Annotated in this window: 15 protein-coding genes; 6 read left to right on the top strand and 9 right to left on the bottom strand. The window is 47.4% G+C overall.

Annotated features, from left to right (window positions below; translation table 11 throughout):
- Nucleotides 1-2: 2 nt before the first annotated feature.
- The 7 genes from arsA to BN4609_RS00270 form a co-directional block, all read right to left on the bottom strand.
- Nucleotides 3-1,715 (bottom strand): arsenical pump-driving ATPase, encoded by a 1,713-nt coding sequence (gene arsA, locus BN4609_RS00300; protein WP_068854808.1) that lies wholly within the window; start codon nt 1,713-1,715, stop codon nt 3-5.
- Nucleotides 1,716-1,740: 25 nt separating this feature from the next.
- Complete coding sequence (gene arsD / locus BN4609_RS00295) at nt 1,741-2,067, bottom strand: arsenite efflux transporter metallochaperone ArsD (RefSeq protein WP_068854806.1); 327 nt, start codon at nt 2,065-2,067, stop codon at nt 1,741-1,743.
- A 29-nt stretch (nt 2,068-2,096) separates the two neighbouring features.
- Entirely contained in the window at nt 2,097-2,804 is a 708-nt protein-coding gene (locus tag BN4609_RS00290; RefSeq protein WP_005655271.1) for an aromatic aminobenezylarsenical efflux permease ArsG family transporter, read from the bottom strand.
- 1 nt (nt 2,805) lies between these two features.
- Nucleotides 2,806-3,249, bottom strand: a complete 444-nt coding sequence (locus BN4609_RS00285; protein WP_068854804.1) for a nitrophenyl compound nitroreductase subunit ArsF family protein — start codon at nt 3,247-3,249, stop codon at nt 2,806-2,808.
- 9 nt (nt 3,250-3,258) lie between these two features.
- On the bottom strand, nt 3,259-3,492 hold the full coding sequence (locus BN4609_RS00280; protein WP_005800948.1) for a thioredoxin family protein: 234 nt from the start codon (nt 3,490-3,492) through the stop codon (nt 3,259-3,261).
- A gap of 77 nt (nt 3,493-3,569) precedes the next feature.
- Nucleotides 3,570-3,896 carry an ArsR/SmtB family transcription factor gene (locus tag BN4609_RS00275; RefSeq protein WP_005800946.1) on the bottom strand — a complete coding sequence of 109 codons (327 nt, stop codon included), beginning with the start codon at nt 3,894-3,896 and terminating at the stop codon, nt 3,570-3,572.
- Nucleotides 3,897-4,147: 251 nt separating this feature from the next.
- Complete coding sequence (locus BN4609_RS00270; RefSeq protein ID WP_068854802.1) at nt 4,148-4,474, bottom strand: hypothetical protein; 327 nt, start codon at nt 4,472-4,474, stop codon at nt 4,148-4,150.
- A gap of 666 nt (nt 4,475-5,140) precedes the next feature.
- Here BN4609_RS00270 and BN4609_RS00265 point away from each other — a divergent pair.
- The 6 genes from BN4609_RS00265 to BN4609_RS00235 all read left to right on the top strand — a co-directional run bounded on the left by BN4609_RS00265 (nt 5,141) and on the right by BN4609_RS00235 (nt 12,523).
- Nucleotides 5,141-7,129: a ligand-binding sensor domain-containing protein gene (locus BN4609_RS00265; protein ID WP_164071533.1), complete on the top strand. Its 1,989-nt coding sequence runs from the start codon at nt 5,141-5,143 to the stop codon at nt 7,127-7,129.
- Nucleotides 7,129-8,256: a DUF4982 domain-containing protein gene (locus BN4609_RS00260; RefSeq protein ID WP_068854798.1), complete on the top strand. Its 1,128-nt coding sequence runs from the start codon at nt 7,129-7,131 to the stop codon at nt 8,254-8,256. Before BN4609_RS00265 ends, BN4609_RS00260 begins: the two co-directional genes overlap by 1 nt.
- Nucleotides 8,257-8,632: 376 nt before the next feature.
- Nucleotides 8,633-9,184 carry a 3'-5' exonuclease gene (locus BN4609_RS00255; protein ID WP_068854796.1) on the top strand — a complete coding sequence of 184 codons (552 nt, stop codon included), beginning with the start codon at nt 8,633-8,635 and terminating at the stop codon, nt 9,182-9,184.
- A gap of 513 nt (nt 9,185-9,697) precedes the next feature.
- Entirely contained in the window at nt 9,698-10,576 is an 879-nt protein-coding gene (locus tag BN4609_RS00245) for a lysophospholipid acyltransferase family protein (RefSeq protein ID WP_084791289.1), read from the top strand.
- 43 nt (nt 10,577-10,619) lie between these two features.
- Complete coding sequence (locus BN4609_RS00240; protein ID WP_068854790.1) at nt 10,620-11,612, top strand: stealth family protein; 993 nt, start codon at nt 10,620-10,622, stop codon at nt 11,610-11,612.
- A 32-nt stretch (nt 11,613-11,644) separates the two neighbouring features.
- Nucleotides 11,645-12,523, top strand: a complete 879-nt coding sequence (locus tag BN4609_RS00235; protein WP_068854788.1) for a glycosyltransferase family 92 protein — start codon at nt 11,645-11,647, stop codon at nt 12,521-12,523.
- 3 nt (nt 12,524-12,526) lie between these two features.
- Here BN4609_RS00235 and BN4609_RS00230 read toward each other — a convergent pair whose 3' ends face one another.
- A complete protein-coding gene (locus BN4609_RS00230) occupies nt 12,527-13,474 on the bottom strand; it encodes a stealth family protein (protein WP_241033156.1) in 948 nt (315 codons plus the stop codon).
- A gap of 13 nt (nt 13,475-13,487) precedes the next feature.
- Complete coding sequence (locus tag BN4609_RS00225; protein ID WP_068854985.1) at nt 13,488-14,438, bottom strand: stealth family protein; 951 nt, start codon at nt 14,436-14,438, stop codon at nt 13,488-13,490.
- Nucleotides 14,439-14,490: the final 52 nt, after the last annotated feature.

The raw sequence follows: 14,490 nt of genomic DNA, 5'->3' as shown, positions 1-14,490 counted from the left end.
TTTTAGTTATTTTTCCAAGCTATCAGGGCAGCATTTCCCTTTGATAATTCTTCTACTTTCTTAATCCAAGCCAATTCATTTTGCGCCCTTGCCCGCAAGAAAGAATTTTCGGTGCCTGTTAATGACAAGCAAGCATTCACGACCCACCATTTATTATTAATCCCGGCACGTTGTAAATCCATTTGCAAACGTTCGGCTTCAAATACGGGTGTTGCTTCGGGCAGGGTCACAATAACGACTTCTGTTTCCTGCTGGTTTCTCAAACGTGGTAACAGTTTTCTTACCGAAGCGGGAGTGTCGCCATGTGTACGTTGCACTTCTTTATGGTAACTTTCCGTTGCATCCAGCAATAACAAAGTGTGTCCGGTAGGTGCGGTGTCAATTACTACGACTTCATTTTCTGCTTTATCGACAATTTCAGCGAAAGCCCGGAATACTGCAATTTCCTGCGTACACGGTGAACGTAAATCTTCCTCTATATATTCCATATCTTCGGCAGTCATCGTTTCCGCAGCTTTACTGCGAACCTCGTTTTTATATGCTTCCAACACTTCCGCTTCATCAATCCGGCTTACCGTAATGCCAGCCTGAACAGCAAGGTTATAATTCAGATGGTTTGCCGGGTCAGTGGTGGTAAGATGCACTTTTGCACCCAGTTTTGTTAATTTCAGGGCTATTTCAGTGGCTAAAGTGGTTTTTCCCACGCCGCCTTTTCCCATAGTAAAAACAACCCTTTTTCCTGATTGATAGAGGTCGTTTACCAGTTCATCTATCCCTTTGGCATCGGTAATCCGCTGATAGTTCGCATCATTTGTTAAATTATCATTGTAAAGCATCCGGCGGATATTCGTAATATTAGATAAATTGTATGACCGTAAAGGAACATAATAAGACGGATATTCCAGCAGTTCCGCAGGGGTCTGTTTCAGGGCATTTTGCTGCCTGTCATATATCTGTTTCGATACGCTGTCGGCTTCATCTAATTGTAGCAAAAGCCCGTTGATTACCAATAGCTGGTTTTTAATTCCCAGTAATTGCAATTCATGTGAAGAACGAGCAGCTTCTTTTAGTGGTGCGATTTCGGGACGGCTAACCAACACTAAGCGGGTTGCATTTGCATCCGAAAGTGTTTCAACTGCCTGCTTATAGATACCTTTCCGTTCTTCCAAACCGGATAATTGACCTAAGCAAGATGCACCGTGCGTACTCTCACTAATAAATGTACTCCATGCTGATGGCAGTTGTAACATTCGCAACGTGTGTCCCGTGGGGGCTGTATCAAAGATAATATGGTCGTATTCTTTTGCTTTATCGGCATCCGTGATAAAATCGGAAAACTGGTTGAAAGCCGCAATTTCTACCGTACAAGAGCCTGAAAGTTGTTCTTCCATATTCTGAATTACACTTTCGGGCAGTTGTCCCCGGAAAGGAGCGATAACGCTTTCCCTGTATTCGGCTGCGGCTTGTTCCGGGTCGAGATTAACGACCGTCAAGCTGGGTACTTCTTGAATATCCGTGCCGTGTCCGTTCAGTGTTTGATTAAACACATCTTGCAGGTTTGAAGCAGGGTCTGTACTGATAAGAAGTATTTTCTTTCCATTATCTGCCAAGCCTACCGCAGTAGCACAAGCAATCGAAGTTTTCCCTACACCGCCCTTTCCGGTAAAGAAAAGGTATTTCGTCAAATCTATATCTGATAAATTAAATGTTTTCATTTTTATATAATTAGCTGGTGAATACTCATTTTACGGGCATAAAATCCAAATTGATACCCGTCCATTCACTCATTTGTTTGGTGGTAGGATAGGTTTTTGAAACAGTGATTTCGCCGTCCACTAAAGTAATAGGCAGTGCATTCGCCCCATGTTTTTGCAGATGCTCGTTTACTGTTTTATTAATTACATACACTTGCGGTTCGTCACGTAAATTGTGACGGGTAACGATGATACCCTGTTTCTTCAATGTTTCAATAACAACCGCAATACGCATTAATTCAGGGTCAATATTTGTTCCACAAAGACCCGTAGGGCAACACATTGCCGGGTCGAAAATTTCTATCTTTTTCATACTGTTTTTATTTAAAATGATACTCTATGTTATAGATAAAAGACTACTGCATAATAAATTCCTACCGCAATAAAGAGGATGGCAACTATTTTACGAAACCATTTCTCGAATATTTGCATCCGGTTATAAAACTTACCCAGTCCGGCAACACTGTACGCTAAAATCCATGCAACAAGGATTACGGGTAATCCCGTAGCAATAGCGTAAATTACAGGTAAGAGATACCCGCCCGTTTCTGCTGCTGACAAAGGCATAAGCATACCGAAATAAAATACTCCACTGGTAGGACAAAAAGCAAGGGCGAATAAAATACCCAATAGCATAGCCCCCCAACCGCCTTTCGTCCTCTTTTTCAAACTTTCACCGCCGATATTGATTTTCGGCAGATTGAGTTTTATTATATCGAGCATAAATATTCCAATGATGATTAACGCCGGAGCAATCAGCATTTCCCCGTACTTGCTTACGACTTTTTGAACCATAAACATGCTTGCCCCCTCACGGAGAATAGGGATAAGGATAAAGCCAAGAACCGTATAGCTTACTATTCTGCCGAATGTATAAAGCAATCCGTTTATAAATATCCGGTGATGGTTTTCTATGTCCTTACTAATAAATCCTATTGCCGTTATGTTGGTCGCTAACGGACACGGGCTAACCGCCGTTAAAATCCCCAATATAAAAGCTGTAATAGCAGGAATAGAACTGTTATCTAATAGCGATTGAAGAAAATCCATCCTACAACTGTTTTAACAATTCGTCAATCTTGCTTTTAATTCCCTCTTTAAACTTGTCCGGTGCATTTTTCGCATTGGAAAAACTAAACTCGGTCATGTTGTTTACATTCTCTTTACCGTTTTTCCAGCCGTTCACAAACAAAGACGACCATGTAACTTCGTACTTGTCTGCAATCGCTTCATTTTCTTTCTTTGAAATGTCTATCACTTTATAGATAATTTTACCGTCCGCTTTTTCTTTTGAATAAAGGCTATCCAAAATGGCTACTGTATTTGCTTCTATCGCCCGGCAAGTGATACACCGTTGCGCTCCATGAAAATAAAGAACCTCTATGCGGTTAGACTGTATTTCTTCCGCTTGGTTTTCTCCGGTCTTTTTCTTTGAACCATTACCACAGGAAACTAAGACCAGCGTTGCAATCAGTAGATAAAATAAATTTCTCATAGTTCACTTTTATTTGGTTATCAACTCTTTCACTTCTGCAAGGGATAACTTTTTCCCGGCTGATACGACTTTCTCGTCAATCACCAAAGCCGGAAGCCCTAAAATGTTATACTCCATGATTTTCAATAAATCTTCCTCTTTGATAAGGGTTGCATCGCAACCTAATTCTGAAATAGCTTGTTTGGTGGTTTCGTACAAGGCTTTACAGCTTGAACACCCAGTTCCTAATACTTTAATTTCCATTGTCATTCTACTTTAAAGTTAATATAACAATCGTAATTCGTAGAACTACGAACGAAGATTCTAAAAAAAGGGTACTGCTATTCACAGCACGATGTACCTTTACATTTACAATCCCCTAAAAAAGCTGCAAACAATTTTCGGGCAAGTTCCCAGTTCTCCCGGTTTATACAATACCGGACTTTGGGCGTTTCTATTTCCCCCTGAATTAAGCCAGCTTCTTTCAATTCTTTCAAATGCTGCGAAACGGTTGCTTTAGCAATAGGTAGTTCTTCGTGAATATCACCGAAGAAGCAACTATCTTGTTTTGCCAAGAAAGCAAGAATAGCCATCCGTGCAGGATGCCCCATTGCTTTGGCAAAACGAGCAATCTGTTCCTGCTCTGTTGTGTACTGTTTCTCTTTCATTCCAATTCTCCTTTTTTATTGTTCGCAAAGTTGCGAACATTGTTTTAAATAGCCAAATTTTTCGGCATATTTTTTTCGGATAGGTGCAAGTATATATCTATATATATGGCTTGCACCTTGCATCTAAGCTGAAACATTTATATACAGAGATTTGCGTAATTTTAAAAAATGTGGGTCACAATGCCATAGAATAGTTTCAGATTTCCATTCTCATCGGTTGCATCGCCCAGTTTCTGCATGGTGTACATTTGCTAATATTTTGACTCTGTTTTTGTGAAGCGTAAAACTTGCATATAGCGGCTTTGCATACTTTGACTTGCCAAACCACGCATGATAAATCCTGTTACAGCATCATAAAACCATTCTGTTTTGTTATAGAACTTACCATCGGTATCGCCATGGTGGAAACCTATAAGATGACCGTCTGACTTAAACCAATAATCCATATATCCACCGTCATAAACTGTCTTGCGGTAGTCTGTTTGTGAAAGTCTGCCGTTATCCTGCACTTTATACATGCCTATGACTTTCCATCCATAGCCCTTTACCTTATTTTCAATGTCAGCAGCAGTTAGCATAATCGGAAGTATTGCTATTGCTGCAATCCTTGACAGATGTCACCTGTCTTATATTTTTGCGAGAGAGAGGTTCTTACGCTAATCATATCAACGATAAAATAAAACAGGTAGAATTTGAGAATGGACAATGATACAAGGTATATTTGCTATCATGTGCAATCTGGGTAGGATTATATAAGAGTGATGTTATTGCATTGATACCCAATACTTGTTGCTTGGTGGTCACTTGAAATGTTCCAAAATGAGAATACAATGTAAACGAAAGTTAAATACGTTAAATTATTACCCTTTCGTATCTAAACAGAATCCACACAGTCACTTTTCTACCGTTTAGAGCGTATGATACTGATAATCAACTAATAATAGATACAATGGTTAAATGTTCACACGCTACAAAGAGCGTGCGGATATTGTCATTTTTAATAATGCAGAATTATTTCAGTTTTATTTGAGATTTACTTGGAGATACCATTTATTTTGCCGAACTGTTGTATACAGACTGTGCATTCAACGGTTTGAACTTAATGATCCAGATACCGCATAGTTGTTAAAATGAAGAAACATACACATTTCCGCCATGTCTATCTGTATGATTTTATTCCGTTAACAGTCTGAAAACAAATGTCGCATAATTATTCGGTCATGTCAACTCAATCGTTTTGCGTTATGAAGATCAACAAAGTCTTATTTCAGATTATCATGCTGTTTGTGGTGTCATGTAGTGTATCTGAAGTAGCGGGAAATGTGATATTCACATCAGATAACAGTCATGCCTTGACGTGTCATAATGTCGATGTTGACGGAAGAAGGTCGGCTGTGTTCTGTATTTATCCTGACAGCCGCGGCATTGTCTGTATAGGTACGAGTCGCGGACTGTATCTTTATGACGGCTCGACGTCACGTCGTGTTGGCGGGAAAGCCCTCTCCGGCTCACAGATATATGCCATTGTTGAATATGCGGACAGGCTTTATATAGGCACAAATCATGGTCTGAAGGTGTATGATTGTGGAAGTGGCAAGACTGAAGAGCCTGTGTCCGGACATGTCGGAGAGGTGAGATGTATGTCCCGCAAAGACAGCCATTTGTTCGTCGGTGGTCTGAACGGAGTGTACTGTATGGATTTGAGAAGCGGTGAAATGAAGAATATAAGTTCAGGCTTGCCCCACAGCTCGGTCTACAGTCTGCTTATAGACAGCCGTGGTGTGATATATGCCGGAACTTATGCCGGCCTTGCCAGATATGACGCTTATGCTTCAAGGTTCTACAAAGTGGATTCGCCTGTGTTTGCTAAAAGCAGCAAGAGCGCGTTTGTCAACTGCATGGTGGAGAGCAAGGACGGGCATACCATATATGTGGGAACCGGAGAAGGACTGTACACATATCAGCCTTCTCATGAGAGATGGGGCAGTGTGGGCGGACTGTCTGGCGCAATTGTGAAGAGCATTGCAAGGAATGCGTCAGGTGAGATATTGGTAGGGACGAGTGGCGGACTGTATTACGATGATGCCGGAACGCTTTCCCATTACAAGCGCGACACCCGTAACAGCGGCTCACTTTCCGGTGATCAGATATGGTGTGTCATGACCGATAAGGATGATAACATATGGCTGGGGACAGAGCATGGCATGTCCATAGCCTCAAACTCTTCCGTATGCCGTTTCATAAAGATAAGTTCGCTTATTTCCTTGCGTATGGGCAAGGAACTTTCAAACAACTATGTGAACAGTATGGTTGCCGATAAGGATGGGAATCTGTGGATATTACTTTATGATGACAGTAACATATACCGTTACAATGTCACCGGCAAAAAGATAAGGCGGATTGATGTAAGAAAGGTTTCGGGAGGCATGCCCTCACACATGTGTCTGGACAGCAGAGGACGCCTGTGGTGTGCTTATGACGGAGGCGCGCTTGTCATAGACAGAAACGGCGGAACGGTTGATGTGAAGTTCCCGCATACGGGAGACGATGCCGCTGTGCTGACGATGGCTCCCGTCGGAACGGGAGTGTGGGTTTCCACATTGAATAACATGTGGAACATAGACGGCAACACCCTTGTTCCGTCGGCTGTTCCTGTTCCCCGATATGCGTTTACGGCAATATGGGATGATGCTGGAAGCGGTAAGGTGATTTTGGGAGCGTTGGACGAGATAGTGGAAGTTGACAAGGCATCGCTCAGCAAGGCACAGGAGATAGGTACTGTCAGACTGGTGATGGAATGTCCGGAAGGCGATGACATCAGACTGAACAATCTGGTTGGCAATCCCGCCGGTCTGTCGGTGGCATATGATAAGAACGTGTCACTTCTTGTGAGTACGCTTGACTATTCTCCCGATGTGGTGCAGCATATAGAATACAGGCTTGTCAGGAAGTCATCAGACGGCAGCGAAGAATGGATTGCGATGCCGGAGGGAGCCGGCATGATAAGCCTGACCGGCATGAGTCCCGGTGATTATGATATACAGATAAAAACCGTCGGCAGTCCGCAGTCGCCTGTCGTTATCCCACTCCGTGTGGGCTATCCGTATTATCTTTCCGTCTGGGCGGTCTCTTTATATGTCCTTCTGTTGCTTTCTGTTATAGGGTGCATATTGTGGTATGTGCGCAGACGCGGCATGCGAGAGCGCGTGAGCGCGAAAGGGCACAGGCACTGATGAATGTCGAGAAGAAGGTCAATTTCCTGTCAGCCGTTTCCCACGAGCTTAAGACACCTCTGTCCCTGATTATGGGACCGGTAAGCGTTCTTAAGGAAAAGACCGACAGTGAGCAGATACGGCACACTCTTGATACGGTCTACACCAATGCCGTGAAGCTCAATAACATGATTCATCGCATACTCGAGCTGAATCGTCTTGAAGACGCCGGAGACAATCTTATAATCATGTCAGCGTTTGATGCAGTCTCGTTGTGCGAATCGGTGTTCGACGGTTTCAGGCAAGCCAATCCTGACAAGAAGTTCATATTCATTGCCGCGGAGAAGTCGCTGGTGATAGAAACAGACATTGTGAAGTTAGAGTCAATAATAACAAACTGGCCAAGCCGAAGCAGTTATTTCGGCATTGTCGACCTGGCAGGGCTTCCCAAGGACCGGTATTATCTCTACCGGTCGGTATGGAACAGGAAAGACCACACCCTTCATTTGCTTCCTCACTGGAACTGGAAAGGACATGAGGGTGAGAAAATACCTGTGTTCTGTTATACCGATTATCCTGTTGCGGAGCTCTTTGTCAACGGTGTCAGCCAAGGAAAGAGAAGTAAAGACCTTGGCGTGGAAGGCGAATGGAAGAAAGGAAAACCTGCCACACCGGAGGAAGCGGAGGCACGTGCACACCGCTATCGTCTGATGTGGAATGATGTGGTATACACTCCAGGAGAGCTGAAGGTCGTCGCTTATGACGCTAACGGCAACAAGACGGATGAGAAAACCGTGCTTACAGCAGGTGAGGCAGCTGCCCTGAAGCTGTCTGCTGACCGCACCCGGCTGAGGGCAGACGGTGACGATCTGTGCTTTGTCACAGTGAGTCTTGTTGACAAAGACGGCAATGAGATACCTACGGCTGACGACAATCTCACGTTCGAGGTGACAGGAGCAGGGCACTACCGGGCGGCTTGCAACGGGGATGCCACGTCGCTTCAGCCGTTCACTAAGCCGGAAATGAGACTTTTCAGCGGTAAGCTGGTCGTTGTGGTACAGGCTTCTGACAGTCCGGGGACAATCATTCTGAATGTCAAGGATGCCGCGAAAGGATTGTCGGGTTCGCTTGCCATCTCTGTAATCTGACTCGTCCGTTCAGGCTGTCTGGCATAAGTCTCAATGAAACGATGCCGGTGCAGTCCTGCCATGTCTTGCCATCATTTGGCGTCAGGACGCAAAATGATGATGCGCGTAACGGTGTCACCGGCTTCTGGCTGATGCCTTTATTAAGAGAAAAATCATTTTCTTGCCGTTTGTTTACATACATATGAGTATCTTTGCACCATCAGAATATCCGCTTGTCCATACTTCCGCGACAGGTGTAGGGTGGGTATGCGGACGTTCTGCATGGTAAAGATATTTTTTGAAAACTATGTGCGCATGTTCATGATGAGGCTCTCAGCACCCGTGACTCCTTCTCTCTCATGTGACATGTGACATGCAAAACGTGAGTGATATTTATATGCGAGGAATAGATTTCATTGCGATAGACTTTGAGACAGCCACCGGAAGGCGTGCCTCTATATGCGAGGCGGGCATATGCGTGGTGCGTGACGGACGGATAGCGGAGACCCGGTCGTGGCTTGTGCGTCCGCAAGGCAATGTATACAGTTATTGGAACACGCAGATACACGGCATCCGCCCGGACGACACGGAGATGTCGCCTGACTTCCCGGAGGTGTGGACTGAAATATCGGAATATCTTCGCGCGTGCCCTGTCCTTGTGGCTCACAACGCAGCGTTCGACATCAGCTGCATCCGCAGTTCGCTCGAACTGTACGGTCTCGACAAGCCGGACGTCACCTATTACTGCTCGCTCCGCGCAGCCAGAAAGCTTTACGACTTCCGCTGCAACACCCTCGACTATCTCTGCGGACAGTTCGGGATAACGTACGGAAGGCATCATCGGGCAGGTGACGACGCCGAGATGTGCGCGCGTCTGTTTCTCAGAGAGATTAAGGACTCAGGCAGTCCGGAACTTGAAGAAATGGTTTTTTGCAACGGAAAGCTTTGATGCCGTATTATCCCTATGCCTGTATTCCGCTATGCCTTTAGCGTCCCGACAGGGGCGTAAGGCAGTCTGTATGGCGAAGCGACGCCGTCCGCAATATGTGACTCCGTACGTGTAATCCTGTCGTGCGGCAACCTTTCATGCGCGATATATGCCAACGCGTATGACGCGAAGATTAACAGTAAAACGGCATATGTCGTATATTTAGCGCATAAAATAGGCTGAAAGTGGGATTTTTAGATTACTTTTGCAACATATTCTTAATATGACCATAATGCGCCGGAATTACCGGGGCGTGTTTCCGGTGTCTGCGGGAGATGCCGCGTGGCATGCAATGCTGTCGGCTTATGGTGCCGTACGCGCCCTGAAAGATGCCTCTCGCAGGCGGAAGGGCGGTGTGACGCCCGTGTCTCAGAGCCGCAGGATGAGGCTTGCCGGGCAGCGCGCGGCATCCGGTGGCGTGTCATCCGGCATATGGTTGATGAATGAAAGTACTTTAAAAACGGTTTGGGAAATATGACATATCATCTGCTGTATTTTTTCTTGAAGCTCCTGTCGCACATCCCTTTCGGGGTGATGTACGTCATATCAGACGTGTTGTATGTTCTGATATATTATGTGTTCAGGTACAGACGTGCGGTTGTGCGGAGGAATCTCACGGAGTCTTTCCCTGAGAAAGACGCTCGCGGGATACTTGATATAGAGAAAAAGTTCTACCGTTTCTTTGCGGACAATCTGCTCGAGACATGCAAGATGACCACCATCTCGCGCGAGGAGATGGGGCGGAGGATGCGATTCGTAAACATGGATGAGTTCAATGCCGTGCAGCGGGAGGGTAAGTCCGTCGCGCTGTATATGGGTCATTTCGGCAACTGGGAATGGTGTTCCTCCATGCCTTTGTATTTCGAGAAGACCACCACATCGGCTGAGATATACCATAGGCTGCGCAACAAGAGCGTGGACCGCATCATGATGCGCAACCGCGAACGTATGGGGGCGACGTGTGTGGAGATGCGCAAGACAGCGCGCTACATCAACGAACAGGCGCGCGCCGGCAGCATATGCGTAGTCGGTTTTATAGCCGACCAGTCGCCGAGGAAACGCGACTCGCGTCATTTCCTGCATTTCCTCAATCATGAGGTGCCCGTTCTTGTGGGTACGGAGAAGATAGCCAAGCATTACGGATTTGAGGCATGGTTTCTCCGTGTGAGGCGTGTGAGGCGCGGTTATTACGAGGCTGAGTATGTGAGGATGCACGATGCTCCCTCGTCGTTGCCCGATTTCGAGCTCACAGCCATCTATTTCCGCATGCTCGAGGATGCCATACGCAGGCAGCCGGAGCTTTATCTGTGGACGCACCGGCGTTTCAAGCATGCCAGAAAGCAGGCGGGATGATAATATAAAATAAAAGAAACATAAACAGGAATTCTATAGTGTCATGGATATAGACTTTGTTATAACGTGGGTTGATATGAACGACCCGAAGTGGCAGGCGGATTTTTCGAAGTATTCCGGGAGGAAGGAAAACACTAAGAACGGGGTGTCGGAGGCACGCTTCCGCGACAATGGCTTCCTCCGCTACTGGTTCCGCGGTGTGGAGAAGTTCGCGCCTTGGGTGCGCAGGATACACTTCGTCACAAGCGGTCAGAAGCCGGAGTGGCTCGACGAAAGCAACCCTAAGATAAATCTGGTGAACCATAAGGATTACATCCCGGAGGAATTCCTGCCCACATACAACTCGGTTGTTATAGAGCGGTATATACACCGCATACCCGGTCTGGCAGACCATTTCGTCTATTTCAACGACGATTTCTATATCATAAACACCATCACTCCTGCCCGCTTCTTCAGGAACGGCATGCCATGCGACATAGCCGCCTTCCTCTACAATCCGTCGTGGTCGCAGTGGTATAAGAGGATAAAGAACAACCTGAAGATAATAAACCGTCATTTCGACAAGCGTGAGGTGATGAGGCGCGACCGCGACAAGTGGTTTCATAAGAGCTATGGCTCGAAGGCGCGCTGGAACTATCTGCTGAAGCCTTACGGCAAGTTCATCACCCTGCGCACGCCGCACAACGCCCAGCCTTATCTGAAAAGCACTTTCGAAGAGGTGTGGGCTGTAGCGGGAAAGGAGCTTACCGAGACATCTGCCAACAGGTTCCGCGCACTCAACGACCTCACTCCCGAGCTGTTCCGGACATGGCAGATATGCCGCGGAAACTTCGAGCCGTACAACACTTACAGCGATACGAAGATGTTTCCGCTCATGGTCAGACCCCGGCAGGCGGTAAGGGCGATATACAACCAGTCCTATTCGCTGATATGTCTCAACGACAATGTGCACATACGTAACTACGACCGGGTGATGGCAGACATACGTGCCGCGTTTGAAAGCATACTCCCGGAGAAGTCGGGCTTCGAACGCTGAGATGACCGTTTAACCTTAACAGACACTTGCTTATGAATAAGGTGATGGCTGAGATAGTCGCCGGAATGATTCCGCACAAGATGACAAGGAACAGGTGGCGGGGCATATTGCGCTTCGGACTTCTTAACGCCGTAAGGCTGAAATGGCGTCTGAGGCACGACCACACGCAGCCGCAGTATTATCTGGCGGTGTGCGCCATAGCCAAGGACGAGGGTCCTTATTTCAAGGAATGGATTGAATGGCATCGCAGCCGTGGCGTTGAAAAGTTCTATATCTATGACAACGAGAGCACAGACTGCACCAGGTCGGTGCTGGAGGAGTATGTCAGGGCGGGACTGGTGGAGTATATACGGTTCCCGGGCTACAGGCGTCAGCTTGCCGCTTACGACGACTGTCTGAGGAGACACCGCTTTGACGCGCGGTGGATAGCCTTTATAGATCTGGACGAGTTCATCGTTCCGGTGAAAGACCGTACCATTCCTGAGTTCCTCAGAAGGTTCGAGGCGTTCCCGGCGGTAGAGATAAACTGGCTCGTATACGGCAGCGGCGGAGCCAAGAAGAGGCTGCCCGGCACGATGATGGAGCGGTTCAGAAGCCACTCGCAACCATCCCATGTGCTTAACAGACACGTGAAAAGCATTGTCGATCCGCGCCGTGTGTTCAACATGATAGGCTGTCATGAGGCGGCGCGCATATCAGGCTGTGCAGCCGACTCGCACGGCAATCCCATTAAAAAGAACTTCCGCGAGCGCGAGCCGCAGCAGGACGTGATACGCATCAACCACTATGCCGTGAGGTCGTATGAGGAGTTTCTGGAGAAGCAGGCGCGCGGCAGGGCGAGCGGAACCAACAGAAACGTGCCGTCAAGATACTTCAAGGTGTATGACCTCAACGACATTGAGGACGACTGAGACTTATTTCTCGAACCTCGATTTCTCCGGAAACCGCCTTTCAAGCCATGCTTTCTCCCTCTCGCGGTCGGCGTCCCCGGCATACTGCGAGTCGTTCATGCAGAACAGCATGGGGTTGTATCGCTCCAGCTTGGCGTAATGGCTCTCGTTCTGTATGTGCAGTCTGAACGACGTCCGCTGCCCCACATAGTGCAGATGGGCGCGCTTCTCAGCCAGCGCGACGTAGGCGAACAGGTTGCGCTGTATGTCGTTCGCACTTCTCACATGGTTGGTGAGCGTCGGCTCTATCTCCTTTCTGAACATCCGCTCCACGTGTTGGCAGTCGCTTTTCAGGTATGCGTCAATGTTGTGATGGGTCTTTCCGCCGTAATATTTCCCGTATTTCCTCTCCACAAGTTCAGCCGCGTTGCGTATTATCTGTATGTAGTTGCTCAGCTTCTTGCCCTGCACCTTCTCCTTATACCATAGTGTGAACTTCCTGAACGGTCTGCGGTTGAATCTTATTATGGGCAGTCCGTCTTCGGCGAAGAACGTTTCGGGCGTCACCGGACGGTTTATGAACATGTCGTCGTTGGCAAAGAGGAAATGCTCGGCAAGTCCCGGAATGTCGCATATGAAATGTTCTATCACCGTGGCGTTGAAGCACGGTCGGCTCACGGCAGGCATTATCTCCGAATGGTCCACAATCCTTATCTTCGGGTCGGACGTGTCGAGCCACGCCGGAGTCTGGTTGTCTGTCACGATGAAAATACGGTGTATCCACGGAGCGTATTTCTCTATCGAGCGCAGACTGTACTTCAGTTCGTCGTTGTCGGCATACCGTCCCTTGCAGTCGGTCGCCGATTTCGCCTCCATCTTTCCCACGCAGGCGTTGTGCTTCGCCAGCCATTCAGGGTCGTTTCCGTCGACCCACAGATATACTAAGTCTATGTCCATCGTTTCGTGCGCCATATGTCCTGTTGTCTTATTTTTCGAATTCCGATTTGTCGGGGAAGCGTTTCTCCAGATAGGCTTTCTCCATCATGCGGTCCTCATCCGTAGCATATTCGGAGTCGTTCATGCAGAACAGCATCGGATTGCGTTCCTCAAACCTTCTGTAATGATGGTGTTTGTGAATCATGACAAGCATCGATTCCTTGTCCGTAACATATCGCAGCTCGCCCCGTCCCTCCGCCAGTGCCACGTAGGAGAACACGATGTTCTGCACGTCGTCGTTGCTGCGCATGTGGTTTTTGTTGTTGGCGAGAAACTCGTCGCGCATTATCTCCTCCGCCACCTGCCTGCACACGCTCTTCGAGAGGGCGTTTATGTTGTGGTGGGGCATGCCCGTGTAGTATTTTCCAAGCTTCTCGTCCACAAGCCGCGAGGCGCGTTCCACCGTCTTGCTGTAGTTCTTCAGCGGTTTTCTGCGTATCTTCTCCCGCCAGAACCACCGCAGTTTTCTCAGCGGCTTGCGTTTCAGTCTGATGATGGGGTAGCCCTCACTGTTGAAAAAACAGTCTGGAGTCACCTCCCTGTTTATAAAGGTGTCGTCGTTGCCCATGAGGAAACGCTCCGACAGTCCCGGTATTCTGTACACATAATGTCCTATCAGACATGAGTTGAAACACGGCAGACTCTCTTCCGGCAATATCTCCTTGTGGTCCACTATCCGCACCTTGGGGTTTGACGTGTCCAGCCATTCCGGCACCTGATTGTCTGTCACTATGAATATCCTGTGTATCCACGGAGCGTACATGGCTACCGAGCGCAGACTGTATCTCAGTTCGTCGTTGTTGGCGTAGCGTCCTTTGCAGTTCTTCTCGTCGGTCGCCTTCACATTGCCGATGAAGGCGTTGCGCTTTGCCTGCCATGCCGGGTCGTTGCCGTCCACCCAGAAGTATACGAGGTCAATATCTTGATTTTTATTTTCCATATCATATTCATTGTATTGTTGCCGGATAATCTCCTTATGTCTGTTCTTCCTT

It is taken from the genome of Leyella lascolaii (assembly GCF_900079775.1).
GTDB classification, from domain to species: Bacteria; Bacteroidota; Bacteroidia; order Bacteroidales; family Bacteroidaceae; genus Prevotella; species Prevotella lascolaii.
This window is presented reverse-complemented; position numbering and strand designations above follow the sequence as displayed.